The organism is Pseudomonas sp. R45(2017) (assembly GCF_002112305.1).
Classification (GTDB): Bacteria; Pseudomonadota; Gammaproteobacteria; order Pseudomonadales; family Pseudomonadaceae; genus Aquipseudomonas; species Aquipseudomonas paraglycinae.
This window is the reverse complement of the sequence record NZ_NEHH01000003.1, coordinates 55507-69953: the sequence shown is the minus strand read 5'-3', so window position 1 is coordinate 69953 and position 14447 is coordinate 55507. Positions and strand designations below refer to the sequence as shown.

Here is a 14447-nt window from a genome sequence, read left to right as displayed (position 1 = left end):
GCTCGCAGTGTAGCGGGATAACACCATCAACACTCATGGAGAGTGGTTCAAGCATGCCTTCGATCAACCTGAACAAACTCAAGCCCTACAGCGCTTTCGGACTTTTCTTCAGCGCCGCCACCTGCCTGGCCGCCCCGCAAACCGACGATCAGTTGCAGGCGCTGGTCAAAGCCACTGTGACCCCGGTCATGCAGCAACAGGATATCGCCGGTCTGGCCGTGGCCGTGACCGTCGATGGCAAGGCACATTACTTTAACTACGGTGTCGCCGACAAAAGCACCGGGCAAGCAGTGAGTGAAAACACCCTGTTCGAAATCGGCTCGGTGAGCAAAACCTTCACCGCAACCCTCGCCGCCTACGCCCAGGCCAGCGGCAAACTGGAATTCTCCGACAAGGCCAGCCAGCACTGGCCCGAATTGAAAGGCAGCGCCTTCGACCACATCAGCCTGCTGCAACTGGGCACCTACAGCGCCGGCGGCCTGCCGCTGCAATTCCCGGATGCCGCGGATTCTGCCGACAAGATGCTCGGCTATTACCAACAGTGGAAACCGACGTATCCGGCCGGCAGCCATCGCCTGTATTCCAACCCGAGCATCGGCCTGTTCGGCTACCTGGCCGCAAAAAGCCTCGGCCAGCCGTTCAATCAGGCCATGACCGAAACCCTGCTGCCGAAACTCGGGCTCAAGCACACCTTCCTGTCGGTGCCGGCGTCTGAACAAAAGCTCTACGCCCAAGGCTATGACAAGAACAACAAACCGATTCGAGTCAGCCCCGGCGCCCTCGACTCCGAAGCCTACGGCGTGAAAACCAGCGCCGCCGACCTGCTGCAATACGTCGAGGCCAACCTCGACACCGCCAAACTCGAAACCCCGCTGCAAAAAGCCATCGCCCTCACCCACACCGGCTACTACACCGTCGGCGACATGACCCAGGGCCTGGGCTGGGAACGCTACACCTACCCGATCAGCCTCGACCGCCTGCTGGACGGCAACTCGACGCCAATGGCCATGGAACCGCACAAGGTCAAATGGCTGAATCCGCCACAGCCTGAACCGGCGAACGTACTGCTGAACAAGACTGGCTCCACCGCTGGCTACGGCGCGTATGTCGCGTTCGTGCCGTCGAAGAAAGTCGGTATCGTGATTCTGGCGAACCGCAATTACCCGAATGGAGAGCGGGTGAAGATTGCGCACAAGATTCTGGGTGAATTGACCCGGTAATCACGCCATAAAAAACGGGCGACCTGAGAAGGTCGCCCGTTTTTGTTTGGGGGTTTGAAAAACTACGCCTGTAGCTTCCAGCCCAGTACATCCATCAGATCGCAACTGTCGCGCAGCGGGATCGCAAGCACCCGGGCGAAGTCCTGCAGCAGCAAAGCGTCGTGGCCGGTGCCGTCGCTCAATGAAAGTGTTTCCAGCAGTTGAGTCACGCAGCGCAAGCGGTAGGCGGCGGTGCCGTGGAGTACGTCTAACGGGGCTTCTCGGTCGATCAGGAGACAGGGAATCGGGCAGTCGATGCCGGTGATGGGGATGTAGCGGGGTTTGGGGTTGGAGATGTGTTCGGGGGAATCTGAATTCGTGGGAGTTTCCGGCCTGTTTGGATCTGTTTTTTTCATGTGTGAATACCTCTGACATTAAGAGAGAAACTGCCGAACTCCCTTCCACGAGAGGGTGGCAGCTTTGCGCAGGTGTGGAAGTCCGGGGTCAGAGAAACCCGGTGCACTTGAAAGTGCTCCTGCGCATAGCTGCCATAAACAACGATGGTGGCATAAAAAATACCAACATGTGGTCACAGGCGCACATACGCTTCCCTGTCATCCCCGGACTTCCACATCCGACCGCTGATTTTGCAGCGGCCCAATGAGATTATCGGCGTACGACTCAAGCCACCAGTTCACCAACGCCGCTGCGGTTTGAAGGAAACTTCCGACGGATTTGAAGGGTGTTGCCGCGTAAATTTCCGGGCACATTCAGCAATGATTTTCAAAGGTGACCGGCTGAAAGAGATGCATCTAAACTGCACCGCATTGCCGGGTTATCGCGGATGAAATGACGTTCGCCAAGCACCTGACCGACTGAAACACAGAGGGGAATGAATGAAGATCGACAGCCTCAAACTCACGAATGTAGGTCGGTTCAATGACATCACCGTTCATTTGGCTCCTGTCGACGGATCCCATTCCAACGTTACCGTGTTCGTGGGAATCAACGGCGCCGGTAAAACCACCCTGCTGAAAGCGCTCATCACCTGCCTGAGCTGGTTGATAGCAAGAATTCGCACCCATAAAGGCAATGGCAGCCATATTGCAGAAGACGATATTCGCAACGGGACCCCGGCTGCCATCGTTTCGATCGCGGTAGCAGAACCTGCACATCCGCGAGTCAATCCCGAGTCTGATCCCGATGAAGAAGACGATGTATTTGTATGGGGTATGTTACACAGCAAGCAGGAAGGGAAAACGGCTCTGAGCAGCTCCCTGGAAGACGTAAATCTGCTCGCCGATCACTACCGCGCCCTGCTGACAGCCGATGACAACGCCTCACTCCCCCTGATCGCCTACTATCCGGTGGAGCGATCGGTTCTCGAAATCCCGCTGAAAATCAAAAGCGGACAAACCTTCGATCAACTGGCGGGCTACGACGACTCACAGAAACACAGCACCGACTTTCGTGGCTTCTTTGAATGGTTTCGAGAGCGCGAAGACAGCGAAAACGAGTCCGGTATTTCCGATTCCGCATTGAACGAAATAGCTCAAAAGTTTGGTCCTGAAAGCGAAGCCTGGAAGACGTTATCCGAGCTCAAAGCTTCGTCCCGTGACTCCCAACTGACGGCCGTCCGCTGCGCCATCACGGCCTTCATGCCGGGCTTCACCAACCTGCGAATACAGCGACAACCTCGCCTGCACATGGCGATCGACAAGGACCGCGTCACTTTCAGTGTCGCCCAATTGTCGCAAGGCGAAAAATCGATGCTGGCGCTGATCGGTGACATCGCCCGCCGACTGGCCATGATGAACCCGTCACTGGACAATCCGCTCCACGGCGAAGGCATCGTCCTCATCGATGAGGTGGACCTTCATCTGCATCCGGAATGGCAGCTCAACTTTATCCAGCAATTGAGCAAAACATTTCCGAACTGCCAATTCGTGCTGACGACCCAGTCTCCCTTGATCGTTAGCGAAGCAAAAGATGCTCTGGTTTACGTGCTGAATGACGACGAGCTCTACGAGCGCAATAGCCTTTGAAAACTCGATGCCAGTCAGATGCGGATCAAAACCATAGGAACCTGCATCGCAGAACAGTGTTGGATTGTCCTCCATGACCGCCTGCGGTCATCTTCAGATCAAAACACCGAGGGCAAAAAAAATGGCGAACGCTTGATAACGTTCGCCATTTTTATTCAAAGCCTGCCTCAATCATCCGGCATTTCCGGCGGCTTGGCCGGTTTGGTCGGCTTCGCCGGTTTTGTCCCTTTCGCGCCCTTGGCCGGGGCCGGTTCTGCAGCAGCCGGGGCCGTCACCACGGTGGAAGTAGTTTCTTTCTCGGCGGCAGGCAGCGCATCAATGGTGTCGAAAATCTTCTTCAAATCGACCGCCGCCGCTTCATCCCCCGAAGCCGTCAGTTTGGTCTCTCCATCCTTGCCCACCAGGAAGACTTTCGGATACGCCCCGGCGCCCAGCTTCAGCGAGCGCAGCAACGCCATGGTTTGCTGCTGCTCCAGACTTTTGCCATCGACCTGACCGCTCATGCTCAGGATGGTATAAACCTTGATCTTGCGGTCGGCGATGCCTTGTTTGTTGGCCGGGTCGTCCAGCGCTTTTTTCAGGCTGACCCAATAAGAATCGACCGTACTGGAAGCGATCACGATCACCGGGCGGTTGATGCCCTTGTCGACGTCCAGAGGGGAATCGCCGTCGGCGGCGAACAGGGGGCCGGCAATCGCCAGCAAGAGTGTCAGGGTCAGTGACCTGATGAGCATGCGCATCTCCTTTTGATATCCACGCTCTAATGATTGCGCATCGCGGCGATTGTTCCGGGGGGTGCCCGGCAAAAGTGTTTCGCCTTGCCCAAAGCTTAGGTCAGCACCGATTTTGCGCAACCGGATACGCGCGATCCTCTCGCGCATTTGATTACCTTTTATGACCGCATTAGGGTGGCTGTTCAACCTGTGAAATGGAGTTCAACGCACATGCACATCGACTACCTCTGCCATCACCCGCAACTGATCGAGGAACTGGCCGAACTCAACTTCAAGGAATGGGGCCAGTACAAACCCGAAGACACCCTCGCCAGCCGCACCGAACGCATGCGCGCCGCCTGCGGCAAAGGTGCGATTCCCAGCGTGGTGGTGGCGATCGAAGACGGAAAACTGCTCGGCGGTGCGCTGCTGATCGACCGCGACATGGACACCCGTCCGCAACTGACGCCGTGGCTGGCCGGGGTCTACGTGAAGGCCGAACAGCGTGGTCGCGGCATCGCCTCGCAACTGGTCAACCGCATCGTCGAGGAAGCTGCCGCACTGGGCGTGCCGCAGTTGTACCTGTACACCGATGCCGCGCAGTCGCTGTATGCGCGGCTGGGTTGGGAGGTGCTGGAAGAAACGGAGTACGACGGATTGCCGGTGACGGTGATGAAGCGCGCGCTCGATCAGAACGCCAGCTTGTAACCGATCAACACCAGCATCGTCGCGAGGCACGGGCGCAGCAGTTCATCGGAGACGCGGCCGGTCAGGTGGCTGCCGAGCCAGATGCCCGGCAGCGAGCCGACCAGCAGAAAGCCCAGCACGCCCCAGTCCATGTTGCCCATGCTCGCGTGGCCGAGGCCGGCGACCAGGGTCAGCGGTACGGCGTGGGCGATTTCGGTGCCGACCAGGCGGCGGGTCGGCAGCAACGGATAAAGGATGAACAGCGCGACGGTGCCGAGGGCGCCGGCGCCGATGGAGGTCAGGGCAACCATGGTGCCGAGGATCAGACCGGTGATCACGGTCATGACATTCAGGCGCGCGCCGCTCGGGTTGTAGTTGCCGCCGGCACGTTTGTGGGCGAATTCCAGCAGGCGCTTCTTGAACAGAATCGCCAGCGCCGTGGCGAACAGCACAAAACCGAGCGCTTGCTTGATGATGGCGTTCATCGCGTCCGGTGCGGTGTGCAGGGTGCTGAGGAACCACAAGGTCATCGCCACCGCCGGGACACTGCCCAGGGTCAGCCAGCCGGTGATGGCCCAGTCGATGTTCTTGTTCTTCCTGTGGACCAGCACGCCGCTGGATTTGGTGATGGCTGCGTACAGCAGATCCGTGCCCACCGCCGTGGCCGGATTGATACCGAACCACAGCAGGATCGGCGTCATCAACGAACCGCCGCCGACACCGGTCATACCGACGATGAACCCCACGACCAGCCCGGCAATCACCAGGCCGAAATTTGCCAATTCCATTAAGACGTCCAGACAAACCACAGGAAAAATCCGGCCCGCAGGATAACCAGTTTTCTTATAACGCCCTATATCGATAGGATCTATCGTTATGCCATTTCTTCAGCATCAGTGCTGTCGTCGGCCCGGTTTGAAACTGTGAGTGCTGTTCAGCCAGACCGTGGCCAGTGCGATCAGCGACAGGATCAGCAACGCCCACGGAAACGACATCGCCCCTGCCCGGTCCAGCAGCAAACCACCGAACAATCCGCCGCCGGCAATCGCCACGTTCCACGAAGTGGTGAGCATCGCTTGCACCACATCCACATGTTCTCCGGCGGAGTCCGCTGCGGCAGTCAGCAGCAACGTCGCCGAGCCACCGAACGACAGGCCCCACACCGCCATGCACGCATAAATCAGCCAAGGCGACGGCGCGACCAGTGCCAGCACCAGTGCGGTCACGGCAAACACCGCGAGGCTGATCAGCGCCAGCCCGCGCAGCCAGCGATCCACCAGCAGGCCGATAACCCAGATCCCCAGCAGCGAGCACAGACCGAAGACCAGCAGCACCAGATCGACACGTTCGCCAAGACCGGCCTGCGTCAGAAACGGCGCGATGTAGGTGTAGAGAATGTTGTGGCCGAGCATCCAGGTCAGCACCACAAACAATACCGGGCGTACGCCGGGCAAACGCAGCGACTGCATCAGCGGCAAACGCTCGGCGCGGGCCTGACCCGGACGATCCGGCACCGCGATGACGATCCACGCCGCCAGCACCAGCGCCAATGCCGACATGATCCCGAACGAGGCGCGCCAGCCGATCACATTGCCCAGCCAGGTGCCGGCCGGCGTGCCCAGCGACAACGCCACCGGCGTGCCAAGCATGGCAATCGCCAGCGCCCGCCCCTGCTGATGCACCGGCACGATCCCCCGCGCGTAACCGGCCATGATCCCCCACGACAGCCCCGCCGCCATCCCGGCCAGAAACCGCGAGGCCAGGGTCAAACTGTAATGGCTGGAAAACGTGGTGATGGTGTTGAACAGCAGAAACCCGCCGACCGTCATCAGCAGCACCCGCTTGCGCCCCCAGCCACGGGTGGCGACCGTCAGCGGAATCGCCGCGACAATCGAGCCCAGCGCATACAGCGTCACCAGTTGCCCGGCCAGCACTTCACTGACGTTCAGGCCGGCACCGATCTGCGGCAACAAACCGGCCGGCAGGGTTTCGGTGAGGATGGCGATGAAGCCGGTCATGGCAAACGCCAGCAACGCGGCGTAAGGCATTTTGTCGGTGCGGGTGGCACGTTCCAGGCTCGTGTAATCGGCGCTTGCGGGGTCGGTCATGACAGGTGCAGCTCCCTTTGAGTCAAATCGGACGACGGATTGTATACAAACACGATCGTCCGCCACTCTAACCGACTTGGCTCACTGCACTGGCAAAAAATTCAAAAACAGCAGGCTCTGGGCGTAATTCAGGCCAATGCGCCGGTAGCGCTCGTCGAGCATCTGGGTCAGCAGATCCAGACGCGCCACGACTTTACCGAACTCCGTGGCGAAACTCAGGTTGCTGCCCTCCTCGGAAATTTCGTTGGAAAACAGCAGCGGCTGGCCTTCCTTGTTCTGCCGCTGGGCGAGGATCCACGTGGCTTTCTCGATGTTGCGCGCGGCGTTGTTGACGAAGGTCGGGTTGATCGCATCGGTCATGTAAAACTCGGTGCGATTGCCGTGAGCGGTGACCAGCATGCTGCCGATCGCATAGATGAATGCGCCGACCCGGTCGCCGAGGAACTCCGGGCTCATGGCATAGCTCAGCGCCGCCAGGTCTTTTTTGCCGCCGAGGGTCGGCAAAGGCTGTTGCTGCTCGATGGCCAGCCGCACTTGTTTGACCGCGGTCTTGACGTCGAGGAACCCGGATTTGCGCAGCTCGTCCGGGTTGCGCAGGTACAACTTGCCCATCAAGCGATAGAGGCTGTCGAGGTTGTCGCGCATCGCCAGTGTGGCCATGCGATCGACGCTGGTCTGGAGAAATTCCTGAGGCCTGCCCTCGCGCATCTGGGTGATGAAATTGTTGCCGTCCTGATGGCTGCAACCGCCGAGCAACAGCGTCGACAGGCAGGCCAGCAGCAGGCACGGGCGATAAATGAATGCAGCGATGGGGTGCAAAACTCTCGGCATGAATTCTTTGACGGACACGTTCCTGTGCGGCGGAAGTCACCGCACCCTGGCCATGGATAGAGCCGGGGATTTCGCAAAAGTGCAGTGCCGGCGTGGATTCCCGACCTTCGGCGCTAACTGCTTAGGGCATTAAGTCCGACTTTATTTTTGCATTAATCGTTTAATCCGCTATAAATTCCCATTCATCCATTAATTAGCATGACTATTTAAAGATTTTCAAAACAAAAACAAAAAGGAAGGTCAACCCATGCTTCAATCCCGACACTCACTCTGCGGCCTCGGACTGTCCCTGATGATCGCCACCCTCACCGCCCAGGCCGCCGGTCTGTCCAGCGAACACAAAGCCTTCGGCAAAACCAATGACGGCACGCCGGTCGAACAATACATCCTGCGCAACAGCCACGGCATGCAAGCCACGGTCATCACCTACGGCGCGACCTTGCAGGCGCTGCAGGTACCGGACAAACACGGCAAGCTCGACGACATCGTCCTCGGTTTCGACGATGTGCAGGGTTACCAGAAAGGCACCGCGTACTTCGGCGCGACCATCGGCCGCTTCGGCAATCGCCTGGCCGACGGCGCCTTCGAACTCGACGGCAAACGCTACCAGGTGCCGCAGAACGACAAGACCAACGCCTTGCATGGCGGCACTCAGGGCTTCGACAAAAAGGTCTGGAAGGCGAAGGAAACCAAGGACAAGGATTCGGTCGGTGTGACCCTGACCTATCTGTCGGCGGATGGTGAAATGGGTTTCCCCGGCAACCTCACCACCGAAGTGACCTACCGCCTCACCGACTCTAACGAGCTGCGCATCGACTACAAGGCCAGCACCGACAAACCGACGGTGCTCAACCTGACCAACCACAGCTACTTCAACCTCGCCGGCGCCGGCAACGGCGACATCCTCAAGCAAGTCGCCACCCTGCACGCCAGCCATTACACACCGGTCACCGCCAAACTGATCCCGACCGGCGAACTGGCCCCCGTGGCCGGCACGCCGATGGACTTCACCAAACCCACCGCCATCGGCCAGCACATCAAGGCCGATCACCCGCAATTGAAATTCGCTGAAGAGAAACAAGGCGGTTTCGATTTCAACTGGGCGCTGGACACCAAGGGTGACGTCAGCAAACTCGCCGCCGAAGTCAGCGACCCGCAGTCCGGTCGCCATTTGCAGCTGTACACCAATGAACCGGGCGTGCAGTTCTACACCAGCAACTTCCTCGACGGCACGGTCAAGGGCAAGGGTGGCAAGGTCTATCCGCATTGGGGCGCGTTCACCCTGGAAACCCAGCACTACCCGGACTCGCCGAACCAGCCGAACTTCCCGAGTACCCGCCTCGATCCCGGCCAGACCTACACCCAGAGCGTGGTGTTGAAGTTCTCCGCCAAGTAAGCACCTGACCTCCTTTCTGGAACCGGACGGAACCCGTGGGCTATCCTGCTGCCCACCCAAGGTATCGACCGTTTCAGAAAGGAGGTTTGAATGCGTACCCTCGAATTGGCTGGCGTGCAGGTGCCGGTGATTGGCCAGGGCACCTGGCGCATGGGCGAAGACCGCTCGGCGCACAAGCGTGAAGTCGCGGCCCTGCGCAGCGGCATCGAGCTGGGCATGACCCTGATCGACACCGCCGAAATGTACGCCGAGGGCGGTGCCGAAAGCGTGGTCGGCGAAGCCATCGCCGGCCTGCGCGATCAAGTGTTTCTGGTGAGCAAGGTCTACCCGCACAACGCCAGCCGCAAAGGCATTTCCCAGGCTTGCGAGCGCAGTCTGCGCCGGCTCGACACCGATTACATCGACCTCTATTTGCTGCATTGGCGCGGCCAGTATCCGCTGGAAGAAACCGTCGAAGCCTTCGAGCGTCTGCGCGAGGACGGCAAGATCGGTCGCTGGGGCGTGTCGAACTTCGATGTCGACGATCTTGAGGAACTGTCGAGTTCGGTCTGCGCGACCAATCAGGTGCTGTACAACCTGGAAGAACGCGGCATCGAATTCGACCTGCTGCCGTGGTGCCAGCAACAGCGCATGCCGCTAATGGCGTACTGCCCGATCGGCCAGGGCGGCGCCATGCTTGCCGAGCCGGTGCTGAAACAGATTGCCGCTCGTCACGGCGTGACCCCGGCACAGGTTTCGCTGGCGTGGATTCTGCGTCAGGATGGGGTGATTGCGATTCCCAAGGCCGTGCGCCCGGAACACGTGCAGCTCAATGCACAAGCCGCGCAGCTGCAACTCGAGGCCGGGGATCTGGCGGCGTTGGACCAGGTGTTTCAGGCGCCAAAACGCAAGCAGCGGCTGGCCATGGTCTGAGCCACCGCCGACTGACAGAGGGCTTCGCCATGAGAAGCACTGATCAGGAAGACCCGTTCGATCTGCAACGCTTCGTGCTCGCCCAAGACCCGGTGTTCGAACGGGTCCAGCGCGAGCTCGGCGAGGGCCGCAAGCGCAGCCACTGGATGTGGTTTGTGTTCCCGCAGTTCGCCGGGCTCGGGGGCAGCGAGATGTCGCGGCGGTTCGCGATCAGCTCGGCGCCGGAAACCCGCGCCTACCTCGACCACCCGTTGCTCGGCGCCCGGCTGCGGACTTGCACGCAGCTTGTGCTGAATGTTCAGCAGCGTTCGATTGCCGAGATTTTCGGCCATCCGGACGACCTGAAATTCCACTCATCGATGACCCTGTTCGCCCAGTTCGCCGACGACGACAGCCTCTGGCATCAGGCGCTGGAGCGTTACTTCCACGGCATTCAGGACGAATGGACCCTGCAACTGCTGGACTCAAAACAGGCCCAGTTGTCCCCCGATCAGGGTTGAGAAATCGTCGTCGACAAACGGCAGGATCGCATCCGCCACCGGTTGCAGCTGGCGGGTGATGTAGTGGTCGTAGTCGATGGCCGCGCGGCGCACTTCCAGCGGTTCGGGCCCGGCCAGGGTGATGACGTAGCTGATCCAGCCGCCGTTCTGATACTGGCGCGGGCGACCGTGCTGCGCGTTGTAATCGTCTGCCAGCCGTGCGGCGCGCACGTGGGGCGGCACGTTGCGTTCGTAGTCGTCGAGGGTGCGGCGCAGGCGCTTGCGGTAAACCAGTCGTTCGTCGAACTCACCGGCCAACGTCTTGCGCACGTACTCGCGCACGTATTCCTGATACGGCTTGCGCTGGAAGATCCGCTCGTACAGCTCCTGCTGGAATTGCCGGGCCAGCAGCGACCAGTCAGTGCGCACGGTTTCCAGGCCTTTGTAGACCATTTCTTCGCTGCCGTCGGCGCGGGTCACCAGACCGGCGTAGCGCTTTTTGCTGCCCTCTTCCGCGCCACGGATGGTCGGCATCAGGAAGCGCTTGTAGTGGGTTTCGAACTGCAATTCGAGGGCGCTTTCCAGTCCGTATTGCTCACGCACATGCTCGCGCCACCAGTCGTTGACGTGCGCAACCAGCGCCCGGCCAATGGTCGCCGCTTCTTCCTGACCGTGGGGGCGACGCAGCCAGACGAAGGTCGAGTCGGTATCGCCATAAATCACCGCATGCCCCTGAGCCTCGATCAGCTGTCGGGTGCGCAGCATGATTTCGTGGCCGCGCAGGGTGATCGATGACGCCAGCCGCGTATCGAAAAACCGGCAACCGCTGGAGCCGAGCACGCCGTAGAAGGCGTTCATGATGATCTTCAGCGCCTGGGACAACGGCGCATTGTGTTCGCGCTTGGCGGTCTCGCGGCCCTCGGCGACCCGGGCGACGATGGACGGCAGGCAATGCCGGGTGCGAGAGAAACGAGCGCCGCGAAAACCCGGCACCGAGTCGCTGTCATCCGGATGCTGCAAGCCTTCGATCAACCCCACCGGGTCGATCAGAAAGGTGCGGATGATCGACGGATAAAGACTCTTGTAGTCGAGCACCAGCACCGATTCGTACAACCCCGGCTGCGAGTCCATGACAAACCCGCCGGGGCTGGCCTGCGGAGGATTGGTACCAAGGTTCGGCGCCACAAAACCCTGACGGTGCATCAGCGGCATGTACAAATGCGTGAATGCCGCCACCGAGCCGCCGCTGCGATCCGCCGGCAGACCGGTGACGCTGGCGCGCTCGAGCAAAAATTTCAGCAGTTCGGTCTTGGCGAAGATCCGCGTGACCAGCTCGCAGTCCTTGAGGTTGTACTTGGCGAGCGCCGGTTTGTCCTCGGCGAACATGCGGTTGATCTCGTCCATGCGCTGGTACGGGTTGTCGATGGACTTGCCCTCGCCGAGCAGGGTCTGGGCAACGTTTTCCAGACTGAACGACGGAAAGCTCCAGGTCGCCGAACGCAGGGATTCGATGCCGTCGATGATCAACCGTCCCGCCGCTGCAGCGAAGTAGTGATTGCGGCTGCCGTGTTCGCGCCACTGCATTTCCTCGCCGCCACGCCCGAGCTTGAGCGGCACGCCGAGACGCCGGGCGTGTTCGTGAAGGATGCGCAGATCGAACTGCACGAGGTTCCAGCCGATGATCGCGTCGGGGTCGTGACGGGCGAACCAGTCGTTGAGCTTCTTCAGGATCAAGGTGCGCGATTCGCAGTACTCAAGATCGAAATCGACGATGCTGTGATCGCCGTTCGGTGCGCCGAGCATGTACACCTGCCGTTCGCCGCAGCCTTCCAGCGCGATGGAGTACAAATCGCCCTGCTCGGTGGTTTCGATGTCCAGCGAGACCAGCCGCAGTTGCGGACGATAGTCGGGCGCTGGCTTGAGGTGGGCGTCGAGCAGCACACCCTCGGCATCGGGCGTGCCGCTGAACCACACCGGCGCGGTGATGAAACGCTCCATCAGGTAGCGCTCGGGTGGTCGCACATCGGCTTCGAAGACGTCGACACTGTGGCGGTTGAGCGCGGTTTCCAGGCGCATCAACTGACCGTGCTGCTGGCAATACAGACCGAGCACCGGGCGATGCTCGAAATCCTGCAAGGCCAGGGGGCGCAGTTCGACGTTCTTTTCGTCCGCCAGCACCCGCTCGGCCTGCTCGCGCTGCGCCGCAGGGATGAATGCCACCGACGGCTGATGCGGCAGGCGCACACGGCGCGGCCCGGCGTCGGTCGCCAGCCAGAACTCGACTTCGGTGCCGGCCGGGATGTCGCGCCAATGCCGGGTCAGGACGAAGCCCTGCTGTAAATCCACCACTGCAACCTCAGGAATTGATTCAGACGGGCATTCTACGCGGCATTGCCGTAACCCGTGACAAAGGCCTCGCCATGAAAAACCCGGTCAAATGACGTTTTTTGCGTGTTATCTGCCGTTTTGCGGCCTTGCCCTGCGCGCCTGCGTCTACGATGCTTGGAGAACAACGACAACACCTGAGTAACCGCCATGAAAACCGTCGCCCAGCTGCTCAAGCTCAAAGATCCGAAAAATCAGGAAGTGCACCAGATCAAACCCGATCACATGGTGCTCGAAGCGCTGATGAAAATGGCCGAGAAGAACGTCGGCGCCTTGCTCGTGGTGGAAGACGACAAAGTGGTGGGCATCATCAGCGAGCGCGATTACGCGCGCAAACTGGTGCTGCACGGGCGCTCCTCGGTGGGCACGCCGGTGCGCGACATCATGGTGGCGAACGTGATCACGGTGGACACCCACCAGACCGTCGACACTTGCCTGGGCATCATGTCCGACAAACGCTTGCGTCACTTGCCGGTGGTGGAGAACGGCAAGCTGATCGGCCTGCTGTCGATCGGCGACCTGGTCAAGGAAGCGATTGCCGAACAGGCCGAGCTGATCAAACAGCTGGAGCAGTACATTCGCGGGGAATAGTTCCTGTTTGATCGTTCCCACGCTCTGCGTGGGAACGCCTCTTGTGACGCTCTGCGTCACGCTTTGGGACGCGGAGCGTCCCGGGCTGCATTCCCACGCGGAGCGTGGGAACGATCAACGATCACCATCTGATTCGATTTCTTAACCGGGCCAATGCCGCGCAAAGACCGGCGCCAGCACCGGGTGCCGGTCGATGCGTTGCAGCCACGCATGGAAACCGGGTCGGGCCTGGCGCAGGTGTTCGCGGGCACCGGCCCAGCGCGTGACCACCGCCGCCAGCACATCCAGTGCGCCCGGTGTTTCATCGTCCAGGTACAGCTCGGCCGAGAACTGATCGGCAAACACCTCCCAGCTCCAGTGCAGTCGTTCCCGCGCCCCCGCCATCAAATTCTGCCGCGAGGCCTCGTCCGGCATCACCAGCCAGCGTTCCGGGTAATCAATAATCCCGATGGCCGCATAGCAATTGCTGACGATGTACACCAGGCCCCGAATCGCCTGATCGCGGTCAGCGCCGTTGGCCGGCAGCAGGCCGGATTGCGCAAAGCGTTGCCCCAGATGAATCAGAATTGCCGCACTTTCGGTGATGACACTGCCGTCCGGCAGTTGCAGAGTCGGGATCTGTTTGAGCGGATTGAGCCGCGCCAGCTCCTGCGCCGCTTCCGCACTGGCCTCGATATCAATGAAGCGGTAAGCCACCTGGCACAGCTCGAGCGCCGCCTCGATGGCCGCTGCCCCTGAGTTGCGATGTCCGTAGAGCTGATACATAACCCCTCCTCCACTGCGAAAGGCGTCCTGCCTGGCTCTATTTATAGCTGTTGTATCGAATTTGGCACGGATTGCGCATTCATCGCCAGCTTGCGAATCCCTGATCTCGCAAAACAGCGCTGGCGGTGCCCATCCCGCACCAAGAGCAATCAGCGAACGCTATCCGCGTTCTTGTAAGGTGCGATACCGAACCAAAAGTTCGCGTATCCGAGCTGGCAACAAGGAGTTCACCGCGTGAATCTTCATCTGCTGCGCCACACTCTTCTCTCCGTGCCCCTGTACCTGCGCCGTGTTCGTCCTGCGAACTGTCCGTGCATTCCTTTTATTACCTGAACG

14 protein-coding genes are annotated in these 14447 nt (G+C 60.3%); 7 read left to right on the top strand and 7 right to left on the bottom strand.

The window, feature by feature from the left end:
* Positions 1-53 precede the first annotated feature (53 nt).
* Complete coding sequence (ampC, locus tag CAF74_RS07445; protein ID WP_085745896.1) at positions 54-1220, top strand: class C beta-lactamase; 1167 nt, start codon at positions 54-56, stop codon at positions 1218-1220.
* 62 nt (positions 1221-1282) lie between these two features.
* On the opposite strand, the gene CAF74_RS07440 is transcribed toward ampC, so the two are convergent.
* Entirely contained in the window at positions 1283-1555 is a 273-nt protein-coding gene (locus tag CAF74_RS07440; RefSeq protein WP_085746263.1) for a hypothetical protein, read from the bottom strand.
* A 540-nt stretch (positions 1556-2095) separates the two neighbouring features.
* On the opposite strand from CAF74_RS07440, the gene CAF74_RS07435 reads away from it, so the two are divergent.
* Complete coding sequence (locus CAF74_RS07435) at positions 2096-3244, top strand: AAA family ATPase (protein WP_085745895.1); 1149 nt, start codon at positions 2096-2098, stop codon at positions 3242-3244.
* Positions 3245-3411: 167 nt separating this feature from the next.
* On the opposite strand, the gene CAF74_RS07430 is transcribed toward CAF74_RS07435, so the two are convergent.
* Positions 3412-3978: a DUF4174 domain-containing protein gene (locus CAF74_RS07430; RefSeq protein ID WP_007951594.1), complete on the bottom strand. Its 567-nt coding sequence runs from the start codon at positions 3976-3978 to the stop codon at positions 3412-3414.
* Between the two features lie 210 nt (positions 3979-4188).
* On the opposite strand from CAF74_RS07430, the gene CAF74_RS07425 reads away from it, so the two are divergent.
* Positions 4189-4665, top strand: coding sequence for a GNAT family N-acetyltransferase (locus tag CAF74_RS07425; protein WP_085745894.1), 477 nt, complete (start codon positions 4189-4191; stop codon positions 4663-4665).
* Here the strand turns inward: CAF74_RS07425 and CAF74_RS07420 are convergent.
* The 3 genes from CAF74_RS07420 to CAF74_RS07410 form a co-directional block, all read right to left on the bottom strand.
* Positions 4647-5432 carry a sulfite exporter TauE/SafE family protein gene (locus CAF74_RS07420; RefSeq protein WP_011335062.1) on the bottom strand — a complete coding sequence of 262 codons (786 nt, stop codon included), beginning with the start codon at positions 5430-5432 and terminating at the stop codon, positions 4647-4649. The genes CAF74_RS07425 and CAF74_RS07420 overlap by 19 nt on opposite strands.
* A gap of 105 nt (positions 5433-5537) precedes the next feature.
* A complete protein-coding gene (locus CAF74_RS07415) occupies positions 5538-6752 on the bottom strand; it encodes an MFS transporter (RefSeq protein ID WP_085745893.1) in 1215 nt (404 codons plus the stop codon).
* Between the two features lie 81 nt (positions 6753-6833).
* The gene (locus tag CAF74_RS07410) at positions 6834-7583 is read right to left on the bottom strand and encodes a hypothetical protein (RefSeq protein ID WP_085746262.1); all 750 of its coding nucleotides are present in this window, start codon (positions 7581-7583) and stop codon (positions 6834-6836) included.
* 247 nt (positions 7584-7830) lie between these two features.
* On the opposite strand from CAF74_RS07410, the gene CAF74_RS07405 reads away from it, so the two are divergent.
* From CAF74_RS07405 to CAF74_RS07395, 3 genes are all read left to right on the top strand, one after another.
* Positions 7831-8979, top strand: coding sequence for an aldose epimerase family protein (locus CAF74_RS07405; protein ID WP_085745892.1), 1149 nt, complete (start codon positions 7831-7833; stop codon positions 8977-8979).
* A gap of 90 nt (positions 8980-9069) precedes the next feature.
* Positions 9070-9891, top strand: a complete 822-nt coding sequence (locus tag CAF74_RS07400) for an aldo/keto reductase (protein ID WP_085745891.1) — start codon at positions 9070-9072, stop codon at positions 9889-9891.
* A 29-nt stretch (positions 9892-9920) separates the two neighbouring features.
* Entirely contained in the window at positions 9921-10391 is a 471-nt protein-coding gene (locus tag CAF74_RS07395) for a DUF1810 domain-containing protein (protein WP_085745890.1), read from the top strand.
* On the opposite strand, the gene CAF74_RS07390 is transcribed toward CAF74_RS07395, so the two are convergent.
* Positions 10356-12716 carry a DNA polymerase II gene (locus CAF74_RS07390; protein ID WP_166673430.1) on the bottom strand — a complete coding sequence of 787 codons (2361 nt, stop codon included), beginning with the start codon at positions 12714-12716 and terminating at the stop codon, positions 10356-10358. The two genes, CAF74_RS07395 and CAF74_RS07390, sit on opposite strands and share 36 nt — an antisense overlap.
* A 189-nt stretch (positions 12717-12905) precedes the next feature.
* On the opposite strand from CAF74_RS07390, the gene CAF74_RS07385 reads away from it, so the two are divergent.
* Entirely contained in the window at positions 12906-13346 is a 441-nt protein-coding gene (locus tag CAF74_RS07385; protein ID WP_064380861.1) for a CBS domain-containing protein, read from the top strand.
* A gap of 141 nt (positions 13347-13487) precedes the next feature.
* Here CAF74_RS07385 and CAF74_RS07380 read toward each other — a convergent pair whose 3' ends face one another.
* On the bottom strand, positions 13488-14111 hold the full coding sequence (locus CAF74_RS07380) for a glutathione S-transferase (RefSeq protein WP_085745888.1): 624 nt from the start codon (positions 14109-14111) through the stop codon (positions 13488-13490).
* Positions 14112-14447: the final 336 nt, after the last annotated feature.

Coding starts and splice junctions, on each gene's coding strand:
- CAF74_RS07435 (WP_085745895.1), top strand. CDS start 2,096: ATGAAGATCGACAGCCTCAAACTCACGAATGTAGGTCGGTTCAATGAC.
- CAF74_RS07385 (WP_064380861.1), top strand. CDS start 12,906: ATGAAAACCGTCGCCCAGCTGCTCAAGCTCAAAGATCCGAAAAATCAG.
- CAF74_RS07410 (WP_085746262.1), bottom strand. CDS start 7,583: ATGCCGAGAGTTTTGCACCCCATCGCTGCATTCATTTATCGCCCGTGC.
- CAF74_RS07395 (WP_085745890.1), top strand. CDS start 9,921: ATGAGAAGCACTGATCAGGAAGACCCGTTCGATCTGCAACGCTTCGTG.
- ampC (WP_085745896.1), top strand. CDS start 54: ATGCCTTCGATCAACCTGAACAAACTCAAGCCCTACAGCGCTTTCGGA.
- CAF74_RS07425 (WP_085745894.1), top strand. CDS start 4,189: ATGCACATCGACTACCTCTGCCATCACCCGCAACTGATCGAGGAACTG.
- CAF74_RS07430 (WP_007951594.1), bottom strand. CDS start 3,978: ATGCTCATCAGGTCACTGACCCTGACACTCTTGCTGGCGATTGCCGGC.
- CAF74_RS07415 (WP_085745893.1), bottom strand. CDS start 6,752: ATGACCGACCCCGCAAGCGCCGATTACACGAGCCTGGAACGTGCCACC.
- CAF74_RS07420 (WP_011335062.1), bottom strand. CDS start 5,432: ATGGAATTGGCAAATTTCGGCCTGGTGATTGCCGGGCTGGTCGTGGGG.
- CAF74_RS07405 (WP_085745892.1), top strand. CDS start 7,831: ATGCTTCAATCCCGACACTCACTCTGCGGCCTCGGACTGTCCCTGATG.
- CAF74_RS07380 (WP_085745888.1), bottom strand. CDS start 14,111: ATGTATCAGCTCTACGGACATCGCAACTCAGGGGCAGCGGCCATCGAG.
- CAF74_RS07400 (WP_085745891.1), top strand. CDS start 9,070: ATGCGTACCCTCGAATTGGCTGGCGTGCAGGTGCCGGTGATTGGCCAG.